The sequence below is a fragment of the Inhella crocodyli genome (assembly GCF_004004565.1).
In the GTDB taxonomy this organism is placed as follows: Bacteria; Pseudomonadota; Gammaproteobacteria; order Burkholderiales; family Burkholderiaceae_C; genus Inhella; species Inhella crocodyli.
On the sequence record NZ_SACM01000001.1, the window covers coordinates 1,284,176 to 1,305,763 of the forward strand.

General features: G+C 69.2%; 25 protein-coding genes, 1 tRNA gene and 1 riboswitch. Of the genes, 18 read left to right on the forward strand and 8 right to left on the reverse strand.

Annotated elements, in window-relative coordinates; genetic code table 11:
* The first annotated feature begins 115 nt into the window (after positions 1-115).
* The 10 genes from fabR (at position 116) to EOD73_RS05975 (ending at position 9,294) form a co-directional block, all read left to right on the forward strand.
* The gene (gene fabR, locus EOD73_RS05930; RefSeq protein ID WP_127681758.1) at positions 116-769 is read left to right on the forward strand and encodes an HTH-type transcriptional repressor FabR; all 654 of its coding nucleotides are present in this window, start codon (positions 116-118) and stop codon (positions 767-769) included.
* Between the two features lie 80 nt (positions 770-849).
* Positions 850-1,833 (forward strand): sulfite exporter TauE/SafE family protein, encoded by a 984-nt coding sequence (locus EOD73_RS05935; protein WP_127681760.1) that lies wholly within the window; start codon positions 850-852, stop codon positions 1,831-1,833.
* Between the two features lie 4 nt (positions 1,834-1,837).
* Entirely contained in the window at positions 1,838-3,559 is a 1,722-nt protein-coding gene (locus tag EOD73_RS05940) for a nitrite/sulfite reductase (RefSeq protein WP_127681762.1), read from the forward strand.
* 11 nt (positions 3,560-3,570) lie between these two features.
* A complete protein-coding gene (locus EOD73_RS05945; RefSeq protein ID WP_127681764.1) occupies positions 3,571-4,053 on the forward strand; it encodes a DUF934 domain-containing protein in 483 nt (160 codons plus the stop codon).
* Entirely contained in the window at positions 4,050-4,808 is a 759-nt protein-coding gene (locus EOD73_RS05950) for a phosphoadenylyl-sulfate reductase (protein ID WP_127681766.1), read from the forward strand. The genes EOD73_RS05945 and EOD73_RS05950 overlap by 4 nt, the downstream gene beginning before the upstream one ends.
* Positions 4,805-5,770, forward strand: coding sequence for a sulfate adenylyltransferase subunit CysD (gene cysD, locus EOD73_RS05955; RefSeq protein WP_127681768.1), 966 nt, complete (start codon positions 4,805-4,807; stop codon positions 5,768-5,770). The genes EOD73_RS05950 and cysD overlap by 4 nt, the downstream gene beginning before the upstream one ends.
* Complete coding sequence (locus EOD73_RS05960) at positions 5,770-7,059, forward strand: sulfate adenylyltransferase subunit 1 (RefSeq protein ID WP_127681770.1); 1,290 nt, start codon at positions 5,770-5,772, stop codon at positions 7,057-7,059. The genes cysD and EOD73_RS05960 overlap by 1 nt, the downstream gene beginning before the upstream one ends.
* On the forward strand, positions 7,056-7,829 hold the full coding sequence (cobA, locus tag EOD73_RS05965) for a uroporphyrinogen-III C-methyltransferase (RefSeq protein WP_240660611.1): 774 nt from the start codon (positions 7,056-7,058) through the stop codon (positions 7,827-7,829). The genes EOD73_RS05960 and cobA overlap by 4 nt, the downstream gene beginning before the upstream one ends.
* A gap of 52 nt (positions 7,830-7,881) precedes the next feature.
* On the forward strand, positions 7,882-8,205 hold the full coding sequence (gene fdxA, locus EOD73_RS05970; protein WP_127681772.1) for a ferredoxin FdxA: 324 nt from the start codon (positions 7,882-7,884) through the stop codon (positions 8,203-8,205).
* Positions 8,206-9,294 (forward strand): NAD(P)/FAD-dependent oxidoreductase, encoded by a 1,089-nt coding sequence (locus EOD73_RS05975; protein WP_127681774.1) that lies wholly within the window; start codon positions 8,206-8,208, stop codon positions 9,292-9,294.
* A 62-nt stretch (positions 9,295-9,356) separates the two neighbouring features.
* Here EOD73_RS05975 and EOD73_RS05980 read toward each other — a convergent pair whose 3' ends face one another.
* Positions 9,357-10,187 (reverse strand): crotonase/enoyl-CoA hydratase family protein, encoded by an 831-nt coding sequence (locus tag EOD73_RS05980; protein ID WP_127681776.1) that lies wholly within the window; start codon positions 10,185-10,187, stop codon positions 9,357-9,359.
* An 83-nt stretch (positions 10,188-10,270) separates the two neighbouring features.
* A riboswitch (TPP riboswitch) is annotated at positions 10,271-10,376 on the forward strand.
* A gap of 47 nt (positions 10,377-10,423) precedes the next feature.
* On the opposite strand from EOD73_RS05980, the gene EOD73_RS05985 reads away from it, so the two are divergent.
* From EOD73_RS05985 to EOD73_RS05995, 3 genes are all read left to right on the forward strand, one after another.
* Positions 10,424-12,544, forward strand: a complete 2,121-nt coding sequence (locus EOD73_RS05985; RefSeq protein ID WP_164845953.1) for a TonB-dependent siderophore receptor — start codon at positions 10,424-10,426, stop codon at positions 12,542-12,544.
* 39 nt (positions 12,545-12,583) lie between these two features.
* Positions 12,584-12,659, forward strand: a tRNA-Asn gene (locus tag EOD73_RS05990).
* A 62-nt stretch (positions 12,660-12,721) separates the two neighbouring features.
* Entirely contained in the window at positions 12,722-13,063 is a 342-nt protein-coding gene (locus tag EOD73_RS05995; RefSeq protein WP_127681780.1) for a zinc ribbon domain-containing protein YjdM, read from the forward strand.
* A 16-nt stretch (positions 13,064-13,079) separates the two neighbouring features.
* Here the strand turns inward: EOD73_RS05995 and EOD73_RS06000 are convergent, their stop codons facing one another.
* Positions 13,080-14,054 carry an alpha/beta hydrolase family protein gene (locus EOD73_RS06000; protein ID WP_164845954.1) on the reverse strand — a complete coding sequence of 325 codons (975 nt, stop codon included), beginning with the start codon at positions 14,052-14,054 and terminating at the stop codon, positions 13,080-13,082.
* A gap of 109 nt (positions 14,055-14,163) precedes the next feature.
* On the opposite strand from EOD73_RS06000, the gene EOD73_RS06005 reads away from it, so the two are divergent.
* Together EOD73_RS06005 and EOD73_RS06010 are read left to right on the forward strand one after the other, a co-directional pair.
* Positions 14,164-15,096, forward strand: coding sequence for a LysR family transcriptional regulator (locus tag EOD73_RS06005; protein ID WP_164845955.1), 933 nt, complete (start codon positions 14,164-14,166; stop codon positions 15,094-15,096).
* Positions 15,097-15,154: 58 nt separating this feature from the next.
* Positions 15,155-15,370: a hypothetical protein gene (locus EOD73_RS06010; RefSeq protein ID WP_127681786.1), complete on the forward strand. Its 216-nt coding sequence runs from the start codon at positions 15,155-15,157 to the stop codon at positions 15,368-15,370.
* Here the strand turns inward: EOD73_RS06010 and EOD73_RS06015 are convergent.
* Positions 15,359-16,210: an HDOD domain-containing protein gene (locus EOD73_RS06015; RefSeq protein WP_127681788.1), complete on the reverse strand. Its 852-nt coding sequence runs from the start codon at positions 16,208-16,210 to the stop codon at positions 15,359-15,361. The two genes, EOD73_RS06010 and EOD73_RS06015, sit on opposite strands and share 12 nt — an antisense overlap.
* Before the next feature lie 36 nt (positions 16,211-16,246).
* A complete protein-coding gene (locus EOD73_RS06020) occupies positions 16,247-17,185 on the reverse strand; it encodes a biotin synthase (RefSeq protein ID WP_127681790.1) in 939 nt (312 codons plus the stop codon).
* Positions 17,186-17,325: 140 nt separating this feature from the next.
* On the opposite strand from EOD73_RS06020, the gene EOD73_RS06025 reads away from it, so the two are divergent.
* The 3 genes from EOD73_RS06025 to EOD73_RS06035 are packed head-to-tail and all read left to right on the forward strand — an operon-like array spanning position 17,326 to position 19,199.
* Positions 17,326-17,916 (forward strand): ComF family protein, encoded by a 591-nt coding sequence (locus tag EOD73_RS06025; RefSeq protein WP_164845956.1) that lies wholly within the window; start codon positions 17,326-17,328, stop codon positions 17,914-17,916.
* Positions 17,917-17,919: 3 nt separating this feature from the next.
* Positions 17,920-18,393 carry a tRNA (uridine(34)/cytosine(34)/5-carboxymethylaminomethyluridine(34)-2'-O)-methyltransferase TrmL gene (trmL, locus tag EOD73_RS06030; protein WP_127681794.1) on the forward strand — a complete coding sequence of 158 codons (474 nt, stop codon included), beginning with the start codon at positions 17,920-17,922 and terminating at the stop codon, positions 18,391-18,393.
* A complete protein-coding gene (locus EOD73_RS06035; protein WP_127681796.1) occupies positions 18,390-19,199 on the forward strand; it encodes a MaoC family dehydratase in 810 nt (269 codons plus the stop codon). Before trmL ends, EOD73_RS06035 begins: the two co-directional genes overlap by 4 nt.
* Here the strand turns inward: EOD73_RS06035 and EOD73_RS06040 are convergent.
* The 4 genes from EOD73_RS06040 to EOD73_RS06055 all read right to left on the reverse strand — a co-directional run bounded on the left by EOD73_RS06040 (position 19,196) and on the right by EOD73_RS06055 (position 21,478).
* Positions 19,196-20,203 carry an NAD(P)H-dependent glycerol-3-phosphate dehydrogenase gene (locus EOD73_RS06040; protein ID WP_127682442.1) on the reverse strand — a complete coding sequence of 336 codons (1,008 nt, stop codon included), beginning with the start codon at positions 20,201-20,203 and terminating at the stop codon, positions 19,196-19,198. The genes EOD73_RS06035 and EOD73_RS06040 overlap by 4 nt on opposite strands.
* Positions 20,204-20,258: 55 nt before the next feature.
* Positions 20,259-20,726: a protein-export chaperone SecB gene (gene secB, locus EOD73_RS06045; protein ID WP_127681798.1), complete on the reverse strand. Its 468-nt coding sequence runs from the start codon at positions 20,724-20,726 to the stop codon at positions 20,259-20,261.
* A 69-nt stretch (positions 20,727-20,795) separates the two neighbouring features.
* Entirely contained in the window at positions 20,796-21,056 is a 261-nt protein-coding gene (grxC, locus tag EOD73_RS06050; protein WP_127681800.1) for a glutaredoxin 3, read from the reverse strand.
* 11 nt (positions 21,057-21,067) lie between these two features.
* Positions 21,068-21,478 carry a rhodanese-like domain-containing protein gene (locus EOD73_RS06055; protein WP_127682443.1) on the reverse strand — a complete coding sequence of 137 codons (411 nt, stop codon included), beginning with the start codon at positions 21,476-21,478 and terminating at the stop codon, positions 21,068-21,070.
* Positions 21,479-21,588 lie beyond the last annotated feature (110 nt).

The window sequence follows — 21,588 nt, forward strand, 5'->3', positions numbered from 1 at the left end:
GTGTACAACTGTCCACCGACATGGTTGGACTCGAGCACTCTTTAGAGGACAGCACCCAAGAACATTCGTCAATCCACCCCGAAGCCCCGAAGGCCGGGACAGGCAGAATGGCCGCATGACCGATGCCAGCCTCCGCAAGGACAGCCTGTCGCGCGCCGAGCGCAAGGACCTGACGCGTCACGCGCTGATGCAGGCGGCGCTGACGCTGATCGCCGAGGGGCGCAGCTTCACCAGCCTGGCGCTGCGCGAGATCGTGCGCGAGGCTGGCGTGGCCCCCAATGCCTTCTACCGGCACTTCCGCAACACCGACGAACTCGGGCTGGCCCTGGTGGAAGAGGTGGGCATCACGTTGCGGCGTCTGCTGCGCGAGGCCCGCGAGATGGGGGCCAGCCAAGGCTCCACCGTGCGCCGCTCGGTCAAGGTCTACCAGGAGTACGTGAACGCCAACCGCCCCACCTTCTTGTTCATCTCCAGCGAACGAGCCGGGGGCAGTCGCATCCTGCGCTTGGCCATCCGCAACGAGGTGGCGCACTTCACGAACGAGATGGCGCAGGACTTCCGGCGCCTGGGCGTGTTCCCGGACATGCCCACGACGAGCCTGCAGATGGTGTGCGGCCTGATCGTCACGACCATGCTGGCCGCCGCGCCCGAGATGCTGGACCTGCCCCCCGAGCAAGCCCTGCTCGAAGCCGAGATGACCGACACCTTCGTGCGGCAACTGCGCGTGGTGCTGCTGGGGGCGGCGGCCTGGCGGGAGCCCAGTCGCTGACTCTTATTCTTCATTTGAATATGAAGAGAACGAATATTTCGTTGATGGAATAAGCAGCCGTCTTTAGAGTCGCGCCTTCCATGAAGATCCGCGACCTCGACCTCAGCGACAACCCGGTGAACGCCGAGCACGCCGCGCTCGGCCTGCCGCCGCTGGAGAACGCCGTGACGCACGCGGGCGACCCGCACCAGCCGGTGCTGCGCTTCGCGATGTGGTCGGTGGTCTTCCTGCTGATGGCCGTGACCATCGCCCTGGCCACGCGCTTGTTCACCCAGCCGGGCGCGGGCCACAGCGGCTTCGAGCTGATCGGACAGGCACTGAGCAGCCGCGAGTTTTGGCTGGCCGCCGCCGTGGGCCTGCTGGCCCAGACGGTGGACGGTGCGCTGGGCATGGCCTACGGCATCACCAGCACCAGCTTTCTGCTGGCCACGGGCACCAGCCCGGCGGTGGCCAGCGCGTCGGTGCACATCGCCGAGGTGTTCACCACCGGCGTGTCGGGCATCTCGCACATCAAGCTGGGCAACGTGAACAAGCGCCTGTTCTTGCGCCTGCTGGTGCCCGGGATGATCGGCGCGGCCGCCGGCGCCTGGCTGGTGTCGAGCATCGACGGCAAGGCCATCAAGCCCTTCATCGCCGCCTACCTGCTGCTGATGGGCCTCTACGTCATCAGCAAGATCTTTCGCAAGATCAAGCCGCGCCGCGAGGAGCCCAAGCACGTGGCCAAGCTGGGCCTGTTCGGCGGCTTCGTCGACGCCGTGGGCGGCGGCGGCTGGGGCCCCGTGGTGACCACCACGCTGGTGGGCACCGGCAACGACCCCCGCATGACCATCGGCTCGGTGAACCTGGCCGAGTTCTTCCTGACCTTCATCAGCGCCGGCGTGTTCGCCGTGCTCGTGGGCGAAAGCCCCTGGACGACGGTGGCCGGCCTGGTGGTCGGCGGCCTGTTCGCCGCCCCCTTTGCCGCCCTGCTCACCAGCAAGCTGCACACCAAGGCCTTGCTGGGCCTGGTGGGCAGCGTCATCGTGCTGATCAGCGCCTTCAACATCTGGAAGGCTTTGAGCTAATCCTATGTACCGCTACACCGACTTCGACCGCCAGTTCGTCCACCAGCGCGCCGCGCAGTACCGCGACCAGCTCGAACGCCACCTGCGCGGCGAGCTGAGCGCCGACGACTTCCGCCCGCTGCGCCTGCAGAACGGCTGGTACGTGCAGCGCCATGCGCCCATGCTGCGCGTGGCCATTCCCTACGGCGAGCTGAGCAGCCGCCAGCTCCGCCAGCTGGCCAAGATCGCCCGCGAGTACGACGTGGTCAGCAGCGGCCCCTTCGCCGGCCAAGGCGGCTACGGCCACTTCACCACGCGGCAGAACCTGCAATACAACTGGATCCCGCTGGACAAAAGCGCCGACGTGATGGATCTGCTGGCGGCCGTTGACATGCACGGCATCCAGACCAGCGGCAACTGCATCCGCAACATCACCAGCGACGCCTTCGTGGGCATCGCCCCTGACGAGATCGTCGACGCGCGGCCGTACTGCGAAATCCTGCGCCAGTGGTCGACGCTGCACCCCGAGTTCGCCCACCTGCCGCGCAAGTTCAAGATCGCCGTCAGCGGCGCCGAGGAAGACCGCGCCGCCATCCTCTGGCACGACATCGGCCTGCAGCTGAAGAAGAACGCCGCCGGCGAGGTGGGCTTCCAGGTCTTCGTGGGCGGCGGCATGGGCCGCACGCCCATCGTCGCCACCGAGATCAACGCCTTCGTGCCCTGGCAGCAGATCCTGGTCTTCATCGAGGCCATCGTCCGCGTCTACAACCTGGCCGGCCGCCGCGACAACCTCTACAAGGCCCGCATCAAGATCTTGGTGAAGGCCGAGGGGCAGAAGTTCGTCGACGCCGTGAACGCCGAATTCGCCGCCATCCTGGCCGATGACGCTGGCGGCAACGAGCACCTGATCCCCGAGGCCGAGCTGGCCCGCGTGAAGGCCGGTTTCGTCGACCCCGAGGGCGTGAGGCCTGCGCCCGCCATCGACGTGGCGGCGCTGAACGCCGAGCCCGCCTACCAGCGCTGGTTGCAGCGCAACGTGCACGGCCACCGCGTCAGCGGCCACCGCGCCGTCACCCTGAGCCTCAAGCGCGTGGGCATCCCACCGGGCGACACCACCGCCGACGTGATGGACACCGCCGCCGCGCTGGCCGACCGCTTCAGCCACGGCGAGCTGCGCGTGAGCCACCGCCAAAACCTGGTGCTGCCCTGGGTGAAGGAGGCCGACCTGCCCGATCTGTTCCAAGCCGCGCGCGCCGCCGGCTTTGCCACGCCCAACGCCGGCCGCCTGACCGACCAGATCGCCTGCCCGGGCGGCGACTACTGCGCGCTGGCCAACGCCCGCTCGCTGCCCATCGCCGCCGACATCGCCGAGCGCTACCAAGACCTCGACGAGCTGGAAGACCTGGGCGACATCGACCTGCACATCAGCGGCTGCATCAATTCCTGCGGCCACCACCACAGCGGCCACATCGGCGTGCTGGGCGTCGACAAGGACGGCACCGAGTGGTACCAGCTGACCTTGGGCGGCAGCGACGGCTCCACCCTGAGCGGCCCGGCCGTGGCCGGCAAGGTCATCGGCCCGAGCTTCGCGGCCGACGAGATTGCCGACGCCATCGAGGCCGTGCTGGACACCTACAAGGCCCAGCGCCTGAGCGGCGAGCGCTTCGTCGACGCCGTCAAACGCCTCGGCCTGGACCCCTTCAAGGCCGCCGCCAACGCCGTGCGCGTGGCCACCGCGCGAGCGTGATCGGAATTGCCATGAAGTACATCGACCCGCACCACGACCTTTGGCAGCACGCGGTGGGCGAAGACGGCCCCAAGCCCGACCCGGACCCCGCCCCCAACCGCCTGCTGAGCCTGGAGCAATGGCACGCCGTGCGCAGCCACTGGCCGGCGGACCTGCCCGTGGCCATCGAGTTCCCCAACGACGCCGACATCGCGCAGCTGGCCCCCGACCTGGACCGCATCGCCCTGGTGGTGCTGGACTTCCCCAAGTGGACCGACGGCCGCGCCTACAGCCAGGCTCGATTGCTTCGCGCCCGCTACCGCTTCGCCGGCGCCATCCGCGCCAGCGGCCAGGTGCTGGTGGACATGATGCAGCTGCTGCACCGCACCGGTTTCAGCGAGGTGCAACTGCGCGGCGACCAAAGCCAAGCCGCGGCCGAGCGCGCGCTGGCCTTCTTCCCGCAAGGCTTCTACCAAGGCGACGTGCACGCCACGGCACCGGTGTTCGCCCGATGAGCAGCAGCGCCCTGCCCTGGGCCACCCCGGCCGCCGCGACCGCGGGCAATGCCATCGCGTTGTACGCGCGCTGGAGCCCGGCGCTGGACGCCAAGATCGAGGCCGCCGTGCAGCGCCTGCGCGAGGCCAGCATCGCCCACGGCCAAGGCCTGGTGCAAAGCAGCAGCCTGGGCGTGGAAGACATGGTCGTCACCGACCTGATCGCCCGCCACCAGCTGCCCATCGACATCGCCACGCTGGACACCGGCAAGCTGCACCCGGAAACCCTGGGCCTGCTGCCGCGCATCCAGGCCCAGTACGGGCGGGACGTGGCCGTGTTCCAGCCCAAGCAAGAACACGTCATCGCCTTTGTACAGCGCGAGGGCGAGGACGCCATGTTCAAGTCCATCGAGCTGCGCAAGGCCTGCTGCGGTGTGCGCAAGCTCGAGCCCCTGGGCCGCATGCTGGCCGGCCGCAGCGCCTGGATCACCGGCCTGCGCCGCGAGCAATCGGGCGCCCGCGCCGAGGTGGCGTTTGACGAGGACGACGGCCAGGGCCGCCGGAAAATCAGCCCCATCGCCGACTGGACCTGGGCCGAAGTCTGGGCCTACGTCGAGCGATTTGCCGTGCCCACCAACCCGCTGCACGACCAGTTCATGCCCAGCATCGGCTGCGCGCCTTGCACCCGCGCCATCGCCGTGGGCGAGGACTTCCGCGCGGGCCGCTGGTGGTGGGAGGATTCTTCGAAGGAGTGCGGCCTGCACGCCAAGTCATGAACGCCGCGACCAACCCCATGAGCCTCATTCCCGACGTCGACCACGCGCACCTCGATGCGCTGGAAGAAGAAGCCATCTTCATCTTGCGCGAGGTGGCCGCCAGCTTCGAGCGCCCGGCCCTGTTGTTCAGTGGCGGCAAAGACAGCTGCGTCGTCCTGCGCCTCGCCGAGAAAGCCTTCAAGCTGAAGGACGCCAGCCACCCCAGCGGCTTCCGCGGGCAGCTGCCCTTTCCGCTGGTGCACATCGACACGGGTCACAACTTCCCCGAGGTCATCGCCTTCCGCGACGAGCGCGTGGCCACCATGCAAGAGCGCCTGGTGGTCGGCCACCTGGAAGACAGCATGGCCAAGGGCACCATCCGCCTGGCCCACCCGCTGGAGAGCCGCAATGGTCACCAGACGGTGACGCTGCTCGAGACCATCGAAGAGCACAAGTTCGACGCCCTCATCGGCGGCGCCCGTCGCGACGAAGAGAAGGCCCGCGCCAAGGAACGCATCTTCAGCCACCGCGACAGCTTCGGCCAATGGCAGCCCAAAGAGCAGCGCCCCGAGCTGTGGACCCTGTTCAACACCCGCATCCGTCCGGGCGAGCACTTCCGCTGCTTCCCCATCAGCAACTGGACCGAGCTGGACGTGTGGCTGTACATCGCCCGCGAGAGCATCCCGCTGCCCCCCATGTACTACGCCCACCCGCGCCAGGTGATGCGCCGCAAGGGCCTGCTGGTGCCGCTGACCGAAGTGACGCCGCCGCAAGACGGCGAAACCGTCGAAACGGTGGAGGTGCGCTTCCGCACCGTGGGCGACATGACCTGCACCTGCCCGGTGGAAAGCCCGGCCCGCAACGCCACCGAGGTGGTGGCCGAAACGCTGACCGTGACCGTCAGCGAGCGCGGCGCGACCCGCATGGACGACCGCACCAGCGAAGCCTCGATGGAAAAGCGCAAGAAAGAGGGCTACTTCTGATGCAAGCACTTCGCTTCCTCACCGCCGGCTCCGTCGACGACGGCAAAAGCACCCTCATCGGTCGCCTGCTGTTCGACAGCCAGGCCATCCTGGCCGATCAGCTCGACGTGCTGGCCCGCCGCGCCGCCGGCAAGCCCCTGGACCTGAGCCTGCTGACCGACGGCCTCGAGGCCGAGCGCGAGCAAGGCATCACCATCGACGTGGCCTACCGCTACTTCGCCACCAAGACGCGCAAGTTCATCATTGCCGACGCCCCGGGCCACGAGCAGTACACGCGCAACATGGTGACGGCCGCCGCAGGCAGCGACGCCGCCGTGGTGCTGGTGGACGTGACCAAGCTCGACCTGAGCCAGCCCGAGGTGGCCCTGCTGCCGCAAACCCGCCGCCACAGCCTGCTGGCGCAGCTGCTGCGCGTGCCCAGCATCGTGTTCGCCGTGAACAAGATCGACGCGCTGGCCGAGCCCGGCCCGGGCTTTGCCAAGGTCAAGGCCGCGCTCGAGGCCTTCGCCCAGGCCGCCGGCCTGAACGTGGCCGCCACCGTGCCGGTGAGCGCGCTGCGCGGCGACAACGTCACCCAGCCGCTGGACGCCCCTTGGTGGGACGGCCCCTCGCTGCTGCAGGTGCTGGAAGGCCTGCCCACCACGCAAGAGCGCACCGACGCCCCCTTGAGCCTGCCCGTGCAGTTCGTGCAGAAAGACGCCTACCAGACCGAAGGCGCCGGCTTCCAGCCGCGTGTGCTGTGGGGCCGCATCGCCCACGGCGGCGTGAAGGTGGGCGACGAGGTCGAGGTGCTGCCCAGCCGGCAGCGCGCCATCGTGGCCGCCTTGCGCCGTGCCGGCGACGAGGTCGCCGACGCCAAGGCCGGCGAATCGGCGGGCCTGATCCTCGACCGCCAGCTGGACGTGAGCCGCGGTGACTGGATCGTCACGCCCGAGACGGCCGACAGCCGCACCCACTTCCCCGCCACCCTGGCCTGGCTGGACACCGAGCCCGCCAAGGCCGGCCGCAAGTACTGGGTGCGCCACGGCAACCGCTGGGTGCAGGCCCGCATCAGCAGCATCGACTCGGTGCTCGACATCCACACCTTGCAGCCGCAGGACGCGCACGAACTGCCGGTCAACGCCATTGGCCGCGTGCAGATGGAGGTGCAGCACGCCCTGCCCGTGGAGCCCTTCGCCGACAACCGCGTGGGCGGCGCACTGATCGTGGTCGACCCGGCCAGCCACCGCACCAGCGGTGCGTTGCTGGTCGACGCCATCCCTGCCCCGGCCGAGGACGACGCGTGGTGAGCGTGCGGGTCAGCTTCGTCAGCGCCGGCCCCGGCGCCGCCGACCTCATCACCCTGCGTGGCGTGCAACGCCTGAGCCAGGCCGAGGTGGTGCTGTTCGACGCGCTGACCGACCCGGCCCTGCGCGCTTTCGCCCCCCAGGCCACCTGGGTGGACGTGGGCAAGCGCGGCTTTGACCACGCGGCCAAGCAAAGTGACATCAACGCCTTGCTGGTGCAGCACGCCCAAACCGCCACCGGCTTGGTGGTGCGCCTCAAGGGCGGCGATGCCTCGGTGTTCGGACGTCTCGAAGAAGAACTCGAAGCGCTGGCGCAGGCCGGCATCGCCAGCGAGGTGGTGCCGGGCGTGACCGCCGCCTCGGCCGCCGCCGCCGACACCCAGCGCCCGCTCACCCGCCGCGGCAGCGGCCGCACCGTGGCCCTCACGACGGCCATGACCCGCGAGGGCGATCTGCATGCTGGTAAGGCTGCCGACACCGAAGTGTTCTACATGGCGGGCAAGCAGTTACCCGCCTTGCGCCGCCGCCTGCTGGCGGCCGGCTGGCCCGCCGAAACGCCCACCTTGGTGGTCAGCCGGGCCGGCTGCGCCGACGCCCTGCACAGCAGCCACGCCCTGGCGAACTTGGCCGACGCGCAGGCGCTTCACGCCGGCCGCCCCACGGTCGTCACCGTGGGCGTGGGGGCCCAAGAAGTCGGCGCGGCTGTGGCAAAGCCGGTACACGCCGCTGCGGCTTCCCAGCCCCTCCCCAGGAAAACCCCCGCCCCCACCTAAAATCGCGCGCTTTGCCTTTTCTGGCGTCAACCCTCGCGCGAGCCTTGCCACCATGACCCACGTCGTTACCGAAGCCTGCATCCGCTGCAAGTACACCGATTGCGTCGACGTCTGCCCTGTCGATTGCTTCCGCGAAGGCCCGAACTTCCTGACCATCGACCCGGACGAGTGCATCGACTGCGCGGTCTGCATCCCCGAGTGCCCGGTCAACGCCATCGTGCCTGAAGAGGATGTGCCCGGCGATCAGCAGCACATGATCAAGCTGAACGCCGACCTGGCCAAGAAGTGGCCCTCGATCACCAAGCGCAAGGCCCCGCTGCCCGACGCCGACGACTGGAAAGACAAGACGGGCAAGCTGCCCGAGCTGATCAAGTAAATGACCCAGAACCAAACCCCCGCAGGCGTCATCGAGACCGACGCCGTCATCGTTGGCGCCGGCCCCGTGGGCCTGTTCCAGGTGTTCGAGCTCGGCCTGCTCGAGATCAAGGCCCACATCATCGACAGCCTGGCCTACCCCGGTGGCCAGTGCATCGAGCTGTACCCCGACAAGCCGATCTACGACATCCCGGCGCTGCCGGTGGTGACTGGCAAAGAGTTGACCGACAACCTGCTCAAGCAGATCGAGCCCTTCGGCGCGACCTTCCACCTGGGCCAGGAAGTCACCACCGTCGAAAAGCAAGACGACGGCCGCTTCTTCGTCGCCACCAGCAAGGGCACGCAGTTCTTGACGAAGACCATCTTCATCGCCGGCGGCGTGGGCTCGTTCCAGCCGCGCACGCTGAAGGTCGACGGCATCGACAAGTACGAAGGCAGCCAGGTGCACTACCGGGTGAAGAACCCGAGCCAGTTCGCCGGCAAGAACCTGCTGATCGTGGGCGGCGGTGACTCAGCGCTGGACTGGGCGCTGAACTTCTGCGCCGGCAACGCCGACGGCAACCCGCACAAGGCCGAGTCGGTCATCTTGGTGCACCGCCGCGACGGCTTCCGTGCCGCCCCCGCCAGCGTGGCCAAGATGCGCGAGCTGTGCGACGCCTACGAGATGCAGTTCATCGTCGGCCAGGTCACCGACCTGGACGAGACCGAGGACGGCAACCTCAAGGGCGTGAAGGTCACCGGCGGCGACGGCGTCACCCGCGTGGTGCCTTGCGACGAGGTGCTGGTGTTCTTCGGCCTGAGCCCCAAGCTCGGCCCCATCGCCGAGTGGGGCTTGGCCCTCGAGCGCAAGCAGATCTTGGTGGACACCGAGAAGTTCAGCACCAGCGTGCCGGGCATCTTCGCGGTGGGCGACATCAACACCTACCCCGGCAAAAAGAAGCTCATCCTGAGCGGCTTCCACGAAGCCGCCCTGGCCGCCTTCGGCGCGATGCCCATCATCAACCCCGAAAAGCGCGTGCACCTTCAGTACACGACCACCAGCCCCAAGCTGCACAAGGTGCTGGGCGTGGAATCGCCGGTGTTCGACTGAAGCGTCGATGGCCTCAAGCAAAAACGCCACCCTCGGGTGGCGTTTTTGTTGGGCGCTGGGCTTCAGTCTTTGAACGTGGGCGCGCCGCCCTTCTTGCCGCGCATCATCACCGCCATCAGGTCTTCCGACAGCAGCATGGCCGCGTTCCAGGTGGCGATCTGCTCCAGGCCCTCGGCCACCGAGTGGTCGCGCGCGTAGTTCAGCGCCTGCTTGGTGCCCCGGATCGCCAGCGGCGACTTGGTGGCGATGTCCTGCGCCAAGGCCAGCACGCCCTCGTCCAGGGCCGCGCGGTCGGCGAACACCCGGCTCAGCAGGCCACGCTGCAGGGCCTCGTCGGCGCTGACGCTGCGGCCGGTGTAGGCCAACTCGCGCACCCAGCTCTGGCTGCCCACCAGCTTGGGCAGGCGCTGCAAGGTGCCCACGTCGGCCACCATGCCAATGTCGATCTCCTTGATGGCAAAGCTGGCGTCGGCGCTGGCCAAGCGCAGGTCGGCGCAGCAGATGAGGTCGATGCCCCCGCCCAGGCACAGGCCGTGCACGGCGGCCAGCACCGGCTTGCGGCAGCGCTCCAGGCTGGTGAGCGTGTCCTGCAACTCCAAGATCAGCCCGCGCAGCTTCTCGCGCATGCGGGCTTCGCAGTCGTCGGCGATCTGGCCTTGCAGGCCGGCCATCATGGCCAGATCGATGCCGGCGGTGAAATGCGCCCCCTCGCCGCGCAGCACCACGGCACGGACTTCCGGCGTGCGGTCGGCCCACTGCATGGCCGCGCGCAGCGACTGCCACATCGGCCAGTGCATGGCGTTGAGCTTGTCCGGCCGGTTCAGGCTGACAACGGCCACCGCGCCGTCCAGGCGCAGGTGCAGGGCTTCGAGGTCGGGAGGCGTGGCGCTCATGGGGTCAAAACGGGCAAGCCAAAGACCGCAGTCTGGCACGCTGCCTAGAATGCCAACCTGCCGCCCCGGATCCTTTGGGGCGGCATCCACGCTAGGGGTGCTGGCGCGTTCACGGACGCGGCCGGCTGAGAAACACCCTTGGAACCTGACTGAGGTAATCCTCGCGCAGGGAAGCGTGGTCACCCCGGCCGCCACGGCCGGGGTGCCCGCCGACCTGCCATCCACCGCCGATGGCAATGCAAACGAATCGACTCTTCCCCCTGTCTCTCTTGGCCCTGGCCGCGCTCGTGCACGCCCAGGAGGCCGCGCAAACCCAACTCCCTGCCGTCACCATCACCGGACGCAACTTGAATGCGCCCGTGAACGTGGGCGGCTTTGGCGACACCCCCAACGCCCGGCTGCCCCTGCAGGCCCTGCGCGTCGACGCCGAGCGCCTGAGCGAGCTCGGTGCCACCGGCCTGAGCGCGCTGCCGCGCCTGGACGCCTCGGTGAGCGACGGCTACAACAGCCTGGGCTACATCCCGCAGCTGAGCGTGCGCGGCTTCGAGCTGGACACCCGCTTCAACCTGCGCCGCGATGGCCTACCCCTGAACGGGCAAACCGCCTTCGACTTGAGCAACAAGGCCGCGGTGGAACTGCTGAAAGGGGCCAGCGGCCTGCAAGCCGGCACCAGCGCGCCCAGCGGCCTGCTGAACCTGGTGGTGAAGCGCCCCGAAACCGCCCCGCGCTTGGACCTGAGCCTGGGTTGGGAATCGGCCAACACCTGGACCGCCAGCGTCGACGCCGGCACCCGCACGGCCGCCGGGCTGGGCCTGCGCGTGAACGCCAGCGCCACGCGCCTGTCGCCCTGGCTGCGCAACACGGAAGGCGAGCGGCAGGCCGCCGCCTTCGCCAGCGACTGGCGTGTGGGTCCGCAGGACTTGTTGGAGCTCGAAGGCGAGTGGAGCCGTCAGTCCCAGCCCAGCCAACCGGGCTTCAGCCTGCTGGGCAACCGCCTGCCCAGCGCCGGCGAGATCGACCGCCGCCGCAACCTGGGCGACACGCCTTGGCAGTTGCCGGTGGACTTCGACAACCGCATCGCCAGCCTGCGCTGGACGCACACAATCAGCCCCGACTGGCGTTTGGTGGTGCACGGTGGCCAGCAACGCGCGGTCAACGACGACCGCGTGCCCTTCCCCTTTGGCTGCTACGACGCCGCCGCCGACGTCTACTACGCCGACCGCTACTGCCCCAACGGCAGCTTCGACCTGTACGACTTCCGCAGCGAGGACGAGCGCCGCACCAGCACCGCGCTGCGGGCCACCTTGGAGGGCAAGCTGCAGTGGGGCGGTCTGACGCACCAGTTGCGCGTCGACGCGCTGGACCACCGCCTGCGCGCTGACTTCCAGCGCCAGGCCTACAACTACGCCGGCACCGGGTCGGTGTTCGGCTCCAGCGTCAGCACGCCCGACCCGGCCTTGACCGACGAGAACACCAACCGCCGCGAACACAGCCGCGAAATCGGCATCAGCGACCAAGTGCAGTGGGGCGACTGGGAGTTGTTCGCCGGCCTGCGCCACACGCGCCTGCAACGCGCCGCCGTGCGCACCGACGGCTCGCGTCCCACCGACTACCCGCAATCGTTCACCACACCCTGGCTGGGCCTGACCTGGGCGCTGGCCCAGGACCTGCGGGTCTACCTGAGCACCGGCGAGGGCGTGGAAAGCGAAGTCACGCCGAACCGCAGCCGCTATGTCAATGCCGGCCAAGCCTTCACGCTCAAGAGCCGCCAAACAGAAGTCGGGCTGAAGAGCGGCAGTCAAACCGTGGACTGGAGCCTCGCGGCCTTCGACATCCGCCGCCCGGCTTGGCGCGACATCGGCGCCTGCGGTGCGGCCGGCACCTGCGTGCGTCGCATCGACGGCGAGGCCCAGCACCGTGGCCTCGAAGCGCAGGCCGACCTGAAATGGCGCGGCGGCGGGTTGCTCGCCTCGGCCCAGTGGCTCAATGCCAAACGCCAAGGCTCGTCGGACGCAGCCGCCAATGGCCTGCGCAGCGTCAACGTGCCGCAAGACAGCCAGCGCCTGAGCCTGCGCCAGCAACTGCAAGACGGCCTCATGGCGCAAGCCAGCCTGGTGCGCGAAGGCCGCCGCGCCGCGCTGTCCGACAACAGCTTGTGGCTGCCCGCCTGGACGCGCCTGGACTTGAGCGCTCGCTACGTCACGCAGGTGCAAGGTCAAACCTGGACGGCCATGCTGGGCGTGGACAACGCGACCAACGCCAAAGCCTGGCGCGAAGCCCCCAACAGCTTCGGCCACGTCTACCTCTTCCCGCTGGCACCGCGCACCTTCAGCGCAAGAATTTCGGTCAGCCTCTAGACAACACCGAAAAATCTCGTCTATACTCTTTGGCTCTGTTCCCCGATAGCTCAGTCGGTAGAGCGCCGGACTGTTAATCCGTAGGTCCCTGGTTCGAGCCCAGGTCGGGGAGCCAAGAACAGGAAGCCCCAGCACTGCAAGGTGCTGGGGCTTTTTCCTTTGCCCGGAACGAATCGCATGAGCACCCTGCCCCCTTGCCCGACCTGCCAATCGGCGTACACCTACGAAGACGGCACGCAGCTGGTTTGCCCGGAGTGCGGGCACGAGTGGGGCCGCTCGGCGGCGGCGGAAGTGGCCGAGGCCCCACGCGTCGTGCGCGATGCAGTGGGCAAGGTGCTGCAAGACGGCGACACGGTCACCGTGGTCAAAGACCTGAAGGTCAAGGGCTCGTCCTTGGTGGTCAAGGTCGGCACCAAGGTCAAGAACATCCGCCTCACCGACGGCGACCACGACATCGACTGCAAGATCGACGGCGTGGGGGCGATGGGGCTGAAGTCCGAGTTCGTGAAGAAGGCCTGATCCGCCGTCGACCGACTTAAGGCGCGCCTCGCAGCGCCGGCACCGCCGCCTCCAGCCGGTCGAACACCCGCGGCCACAAGCGCTCGCCCACGTGGCGTGCAAACGGCGCAAAGTGCCCCAAGCGCCGACGCCCCACGTCTTGCGGGCGCAGGCGGTGCAGCTCAGCCACCCCCGGCGCGCCGTCAAAGGCGTCCACCAAGGCCTGCACGGCAGGCTCCGGACCAAAGACCCAGTCGTCGCTCACGCACCAGAAATGCGCCACGCCTCGCCAGTCCGGCACCCGCAGGCGGACGGCCATGTCCGGGTCGCTGGCGTAGTAGTTGGGCAGTTGCCCCCATCGCGACCAGTCCATGGCGGCTGCAGCCGGCAAGTCCTCACCGCCGCCCAAGGCCCAGCGCGGCAGCCGCCCTGTCCAGCGCACCAGCCAAGGCACGTAGCGCTGGAAGAAGAAGCGGGCGCCCCAGCGGCGGTGCCCCGCCGGCCAGCGATGAAACGCCGGCAACTGGGCGCCGATGCACAGGGCCGCGTCGATGCCCTGCAAGCCCGGCTGGAGCGGCAAGGCATGCCCGCCGAGCGAGTGGCCGATCCAAACGACCGGCACCTGCGCCTCGCGGGCGCGCGCCTGCACCTCGTCCAAGGCGAGTGGCAGGTCGCGCAGCATCCAGTCGCGCATGCTGGCGCCCTCGGCCACCGCCGCCCTCGAGGCCGAGAGCCCCGCGTAGTCCAGCGTCAAGGTGGCGTAGCCGCGGGCGGCCAACCAGCGCGCCAGCCCGGCATAGAAGCGCTGCGGCACGCCCGTGGCCGGTGCGATGAGGGCGGCCGCCCGCAAGCGGCCGCGCGGCGCGTACCAACGCGCATGCAGGTGGTGTTGGCCGCTCAAGGGCAGGAGCACCGGGTGCTCGTCGTGGACGGCGGCCTCGTCGGCCAGGCCCAGGCTGGCGTGCAGCAAGGCGAGGTTGGGGGAACGGGGCGCTTGCAGGGTGGCGGACATGCGCAACTCCAGAGGAACGATCTGGGTCGGCATGCTAGAAAGTCAATCTTGGATTGACTAGATTCGTCAAATGCCACAAACCGGTTCTAAAACCTCAACAATTCGAGGCTTGCCTCGCTCGTTCCAGGCCGATCCGGGCTTGGACGCCAACGCGTTGGAACTGTTCGCCCGCGTGGTGCAAGCCGGGAGCTTTGCCCAGGCGGCGCGCCAACTGGGCCTGACCCGCGCTGCGGTGAGCCGCCGCATCGCCAGCATCGAGGCCCAAGCCGGTCAAGCGCTGTTGGCCCGCACCACCCGCTCTTTGGGGCTGACCGAGCCGGGGCGCCGCTTGGCGCAGCGGGCCAAGGCCGTCCTGGAGGCCAGCGACGCGGCCCGCGCGGCGCTGCGGGCCAGCAGCGCCGCCTTGGCCGGCCGCCTGCGCGTCACGGCCGTGCCCAGCTTCGGCCGGGCGGTCTTGGTGCCTTTGTTGGCGGCGTTCCGTCGAGCGCACCCGGGCGTGCAATTCGAACTGCTGTTCACCGACCGGCGGGTGGACCTCTTGCGCGAAGGCGTGGACGTGGCCTTTCGCATCACGCGCTCGCCCCCCGACGATTGGGTGGCCACCGCCCTCATGCCCTTCCGGGTGGGGGCCTACGCCACACCCGATTGGACGCCCCGCCCCACGCAACCGGCGGCCCTGCAAGCCCAACCCCTGCTGCTGCTGGGACAAGCCCGCGACGCCCTGCCCTTGGAGTGGCGTTCGGCCCAGGGCCAAGCGCAGCGGGTGCTGCTCGACGGCCTGGGCTGCACCTTCAGCGAGGACATGGACAGCCTCGTGGGCTTGGCGCGCGCCGGCAGCGGCGTGGTCTTGGCCCCGGATTACTGCGTGGCGCAAGACCTGAAGGCAGGCAGCTTGGTGGACCTGATGCCGGGCTGGACCCTGCCCGTCGTGGAAGGCAGCGCCGTCATGGCCTTGACCTTGCCGCATCCCCTGGCGGGAGAGGCGGCACGCACCCTGGTGCGCTTCGTGCGCGAGCACCTCGCCCCACCTCCCTCCAACTGAGGGGGCACCCGCTTTCAGGGGGTGTTACCGATGGTGACATCTGCGCAAGATGCAGGGTATGAACTTCACCCGCCGCAGCATCTGGACCCCGTCCTCGCGGACGGGCTCGACCACCCCCCAAACCCCATCGGCTGGGCCGACCGAACGGGCCGACCTGAGTGGCTTGGAGGTCAGCGATTCCAGCTGGGACGAGTGGGTGCTGGTGCAGCAAGAAGTCCAAGCGCGACGCGCCGCCGTGGCGCAGGGCACGCCGCGCAAGAACTCACTGCAGTAGGGCGTCGACGTCCTGCGCCGGGTCGCCGGCCGCCGCCACACGGGCGCGCAGGTCGTCGAGGTCCAGGTGCACGTGCTGCACCAACTCGGGCACCGCGGCTTGCAGCGCCGCCACCGGATCGGCACTGCCCGCGGCATCGGCCAGAACCTCCGCCAGGTGCAACACGGCGGCCATCAAAGAGAAGGGCCGAACCTCGAGGGGTTCGTTGGCGTCGGTGAAGGCCTGCACCATGGCCGCCGGGAAGTGCCAATGCGCGGCCAGGGACGCGGTCACATCCGCATGGGTGCAACCAAAGCGGTGCTGCTCCAACGAGTAGCGGCTGCCGGGTTCGGTGGCCATGCGCTCCACCTCGGCGACCTGATCGGGCTCGCTGATGGCCATCAGCAGTTGGCCAGTGCGCAGCATCATGCCGGCCACGTACACCTCGTCGGCGTCGAGCCGCAGCAGCTTGCCCAAGGTGCGCGCGTGCGCTGCCGTGGTGGCGGCATGGCGCCACACGGCACGGCGGTCCAATCCCTTCAGGTCGGGGAAGCGCCCGCTGATTGCGGCCGCCATGCTGAGGTTGCGCAGCATGTCCAGGCCCAGGGTGTTGGCCGCGTCGATCAAGGTGGCCACGTTGTGCGAAGGGCTGAAGCGCGCGCTGTTGGCCAAGCGGAGCACCCGGGCGCTGAGCGTGGGGTCCTTCTCGATCAGGTCGGCGAGCGAGCGCAAACTGACATTGGGGTCGTCAAAGCTCTTGATGAGCCGCGTGGCCACTTCGGGCATGGGCTGCAACTGCCCATGGTTGGCGAAGAATCGCTCGGCGGCAGCGGGGATGGCGTGGGGCTTGGCTGGCGTCATGGAACGGGTCCTTTCTGCCGCCCACGCTACCCCAACTTAGCCGCGTGGTTTGCGCAATTCGTCGCGCATTCGATCCAGGCTAACCCGGGTCTCGCTGGCCACCTCCAAGCGCGGCACCGGCTTGATCGCGTGCCCCACCACGAACTCGAGCGTCAGGGCCAAACGGCCGTCGGCCCGGCGCAAATGCCGCTCGGCCGCCGCGAACCATGCGGCTCGCCAGGCGCGGGACCGGCAGCCCGCAAACCGCTGGGCGTGCAGGTTCCCCCCCAGGGCCGCGAGGTCGCGCCACAGGGCCTCGGGCTCGGTCCAGGTGAGCGTCAGCCGCTCTTGGTCCATCACCGGTTCGGCGAAGCCGCCTTCGACCAAGAGGTCGCCGAGGTCGTGCAAATCCACCCACGACGGGGTGACCGGCCCCCAGCCCTCGGCCTCGTACATGCGCCGCAGTTCCACCAGGCTGTCCGGGCCCCAGCAAGAGAAGAGCACAAAGCCGTTCACGGCCAAGGCCGCGTGCCATTGCGCCATGCGCGCGCTCAGGTGCGTGCAAGCGTGCAGCCCATGGCCGGCCCACACCAACTGCGCTTGGCCCACCGGAACCTCGTCGGGCGTCACCACGGTGGCGCGCGGCGCCTGCCAAGGCTTCCACCAGGGCACTTGCAGCTCCTGCTGGGCGCGCTCGAAGCCGAGGTCCTCCACCCAGGTGTGCTGGGCTTGTGGGTAGCGTGCGCGCAGGGCCGCGTCGCCCCCACTCCATCGCGGCTGCCACTGCACCACCTGCTGAACGTCCAGCTTGATCCAGCCCAAGCGCTCGGCCATGCGGTCGGCCAGCTCGGCGTGCAACCACGGCGTGGCACCCCCGCGCAGCAAGCGCCGCGCCTGACGCGCCACCGCCCGCGGGTCCAGGCCCGTGGACTGGAGCAGGGTCGGGTCGGCGGCTTCGCGGTCGCGCTCGGGGACGGTCGAATGGGGCTCGGTCATGGGCCGCGCAGTATCGTGTGGCCATGTGGCGCGCCTGCCTTGACCCCACCCAATGGCCCTGGCCCGGGGGCTGCCAAATTTGCCTGGCCTGGGGGACCGAGCGCCTGTGCAAGGACTGTCTGGCGCGGTTCTGCCCGGCCGTGCTGCGCTGCCCTCGCTGCGCACAGCGCCTCTTCGGGCCCCACTGCGCCGACTGCCTGCGCGAGCCCCCGGCTTGGGACGGCGCGGTGTGCGCCGTGGATTACGCGCCGCCCTGGGACCGCCTGCTGCACGGGTTGAAGTACCACGAACAAATGGGGGCCGCCCCGGCCCTGGGGCACTTGCTGGCCTGCGCGGTTCGGGCGGCACAGGCGCCCACCGATGCCCTGTGCCTGCTGCCCGTTCCGCTGCACCCACACCGCTTGGCGCAGCGTGGCTACAACCAAAGCCAGCGCCTGGCCTCGGTGTTGGCCGGCCAACTCGGCGTGCCCTTGGCCCCGGGCTGGGTCCTGCGGGTGGAGGACAGCCTGCCGCAGGCACAGACCGAGTCCCGCGACGCCCGCTGGCGGCAGATGCAACGCGCCTTCGCCCTGGCGCCAAAGGCCGACGTTCGTGACCGCCACATCGCGCTGGTCGACGACGTCATGACCACGGGTGCGACGATGTCGGCTTTGGCCACGCTCTTGCGCCGGCACGGCGCCGCGTCCGTCCAGGCCTGGGCGGTGGCCCGCACCCCGCGTCCTCACGACTGATCCATGTTCAACATCGTCCTCGTCCAACCGGAGATTCCTCCCAACACCGGCAACGTCATCCGGCTCGCGGCCAACACCGGCTGCCGCCTGCACCTGATTCGCCCCCTGGGTTTCAGCCTGGAAGACAAGCTGCTGCAACGTGCTGGCTTGGATTACCACGAGTACGCCGACCTGCGCGTGCACGACGATTGGGACGCGTTTCTGGCGCAAGAGCGCCCGGTCGCCGAGCGCCTGTTTGCCTTCACCACGCGGGGGCAGCGGGGCTTCCACCAGGTCGCCTGGCAGGCCGGCGACTGGTTGGTGTTCGGCCGCGAAAGCTCCGGGCTTCCCGAGGACCTGCGGTCCCGCATCCCGTCCGAGCAATGGCTGCGGCTGCCCATGCGCCCCCAACAGCGCAGCTTGAACCTGAGCAATGCGGTGGCCGTGTCGGTGTTCGAAGCCTGGCGTCAGCAAGGCTACGACGGGGCCGTGGCATGAACGCACCGGCCCTGCCGCGCCATGCGTGGTGGCTGATGCTGCGCGCCGGCTTGTCGCGCCCGCGCGCTGGGGGCGCCGTGCCCGAGGCCCCGGCCCACTGGCAGGCGCCCGCGTTGAGCGCGCGGGAGCGGTCGGCGTTCAAGGCGCACCTGGGCTTCGGCCCCGAAACCGAGGTGCCCTTGAGCTTGCACTACCTGGCGCTGCAGCGCGCCCAGTTGGAGTGGATGCTGCGGCCGGCATTTCCCTTCCGCCTGCTGGGCATGGTGCACATGGCCCAGTCCTTGACGCGCTTGGCACCCTGGGAGGTGCAAGCGCCGTTCGAGATCGGCCTTCAGGCCGCCCTTGAGGGCAAGCGCAACGTGCGCCTGGAGGCCGAACTGCGCCAGGCCGGACGCCCCGTGCTGCGGGCGAGCAGCCTGTACCGCCCCCCTCGCGACCCCGGCGCCCGGCCCTTGCGCGAGCGCGCCGCCGAGCCCCCACCCGAGGGCGCGCCATTGGCCGAATGGACGCTCCCGGCCCACGCCGGTCGCGCCTACGCCCGGCTGTCCGGCGACGCCAACCCCATCCACCTCTGGCCTTGGACGGCGCGCTACTTCGGTTTGCCCCGGCCCATCGTGCATGGCATGCACACGCTGGCGCGCTGCGAAGCCGAACTGGCCCGTGCCCGCGGCGAGGCCTTGAGCCACATCGAGTTGCAGTTCCTGCGGCCGATCGCCCTGCCCGGTGCGGCCCGCTTGCACGGGGACGCCGCAGGCTTCGAGGTGTTCAGCGCCGCCGGCCGCTGCGCCACCGGCTCGGCGCGCTAAATCTCGGCCCGCGGGTCGCGGTTCATCAGCAGCGCCAAGCCTTGGGCCGGCGCCAGGCGGCCTTCCAGCAAGGCCACCACGGTGCGGGTGATGGGCAGGTCCAGGCCCAGGGCTTCGCCGCGGGCCAGCACCGTGCGCGCGCTGTACACGCCCTCGGCCACGTGCCCCAAGCGGCCCAGCACCTCGTCCAGCGCCAAGCCTTGGGCCAACAGCAGGCCGACCTTGCGGTTGCGGCTCAAGTCGCCCGTGGCGGTGAGCACGAGGTCGCCCAAGCCCGCCAGGCCCAAGAACGACTCGGCCTTGGCCCCCAGGGCGACGCCCAGGCGCGTCATTTCGGCGAGCCCCCGCGTCAGCAGGGCGGCGCGCGCGTTCAGACCCGGCGCGTTGGCCCAGTCTTGGGCGGCTTCGGCCTGCTCGCGCAGGCCGTCGGCCACGCCGGTGGCAATGGCCATCACGTTCTTCACCGCCCCGCCCACTTCGACGCCCACCGGGTCGGTGCTCGTGTAGACGCGCAAGCGCTCGCCATGGAACGCGCGCACGGCCAACTCGGCCACCGCCGGCCATTCGCTGGCCGCGACCAAGGCCGTGGCTTGGCCGCGGGCCACTTCCTGCGCGAAGCTGGGGCCGCTCAAGACCCCCACCTGCCGGCGCCCCAACTCGCGCGCAATCTCGTGGCCCAGCCGCCCCGTGCCGGCCTCGAAACCCTTGCACAGCCAAAGCAGGGGCACCTCGCCCGGGCAGGCCGCCAACAAGCCCCGCAAGCCCGCCATCGGCGAGGCCACGACGATCAGCTCGGCCGCTGCCAAGGCAGCGTCCATGTCGGCCGTGACGCGCAGGCGCTCGGGCAGCGCCACCTCGGGCAGGTAGCGGTCGTTGCGGCGCGCGGCTTGCAAGGCCTTGGCCTGTTCGGCGTCGCGCGCCCAGAGGGTGACGGGGTGGCGCTGCGCCGCCTGAATGGCCAGCGCCGTGCCCCAGGCTCCAGCGCCTAGAACGGTGAGTTGCATGGGCATGAAAAAAGCGCGCCGGGTGGGCGCGCTTTCATTGTGACCGCCGGGGCGATCAGTTCGGCTGCTGGCCGGCCTCTTGCTGGGCGCGGGCCTGCTGCTGCGCTTCGAACATGGCTTGGAAGTTCACTTCCGTCAGCAGCACCGGCGGGAAGCCAGCGCGGGTGCAGACGTCGCTGACGATGGCGCGCAGGTAGGGGTAGATCATCTGCGGGCACACGACGCCCAGGATGCCTTCCAGCTGCTCTTGCGGGATGTTGCGGATCTCGAAGATGCCGGCTTGCTTGGCCTCGACCAAGAACAGGGTCTTCTCGTTGACCTTGGTGTTCACCGTGGCGGTGACGCTGACCTCGAACAGGCCTTCTTGGATCGGTTCGGCCGCCAGGGTCAGGTTGATGTCCACCTGGGGTTGGGCGTTCTCCAACAGCACCTGGGGCGAATTCGGCTGCTCCAGCGACAGGTCCTTCAGGTAGATGCGCTGGATGTTGAAGGTCGGGACGGCTTGGTTTTGTTCGTCGGCCATGAAGATCTCAGAAAGCGGTGGGTGAAAAAAGGCCCGCAGGGGTGCGGGCCGGTCGATGAAAGGATTGTCTCAGGCCTGCAGCAAAGGCATCAGGCCGCCGCGTTGGTCCAACGCCACCAGGTCGTCGCAGCCCCCCACATGGGTGTCCCCCACGTAGATCTGCGGCACCGTGCGCCGCCCGGTGCGGGCCATCATGGCCTCGCGCTGAACGGGGTCGAGGTCGATGCGGATCTCGTCGATCTCGGCCACGCCGCGGGCCTTCAACAACTGCTTGGCACGCACGCAGTACGGGCACACCTGCGTCGTGTACATCGTGACTTTGGAGGCCATGTTTCTCTCCTTCAGGCGGCCGACTTCTCGGTCGGCAGGTTGGCTTCGCGCCAAGCCGCCAAGCCACCGCTCAAGACCACGGCCTTTTCGTAACCCAGCTTCTGCAGGGCGGACACGGCCCGGCCGGCGCGCGCCCCCGTGGGGCAGACCACCACCAACGGCAGGGTCTTGTTGGTCGGCAGCGCCTTGGCACCGGCTTCGATCTGACCGAAGGGCAGGTTGCGCGATCCCGCCGCATGGCCCGCGGCGAACTCGGCCGGCTCGCTCACGTCGAGCAGCACGGCCTTTTCGCGGTTGATGAGTCGCACGGCTTCCGCGGACGACACCCCGGCGGTTTTGCCGCTCAAGCTGGGCCACAGCAGCATCAGGCCCGAGCCCACCGCCATGACCACCAGGAACCAGTTTTGAGTAAGGAAATCCACCGCAAGCACCGTGATTCAGGAAACCCGGCATTCTAGGTAGCGACGAATGCTGGCTTTCCAAGCCCGGGAATCGGCCTTCCTAGAATGCGGCTCCCCTTCTTGCTGCACCG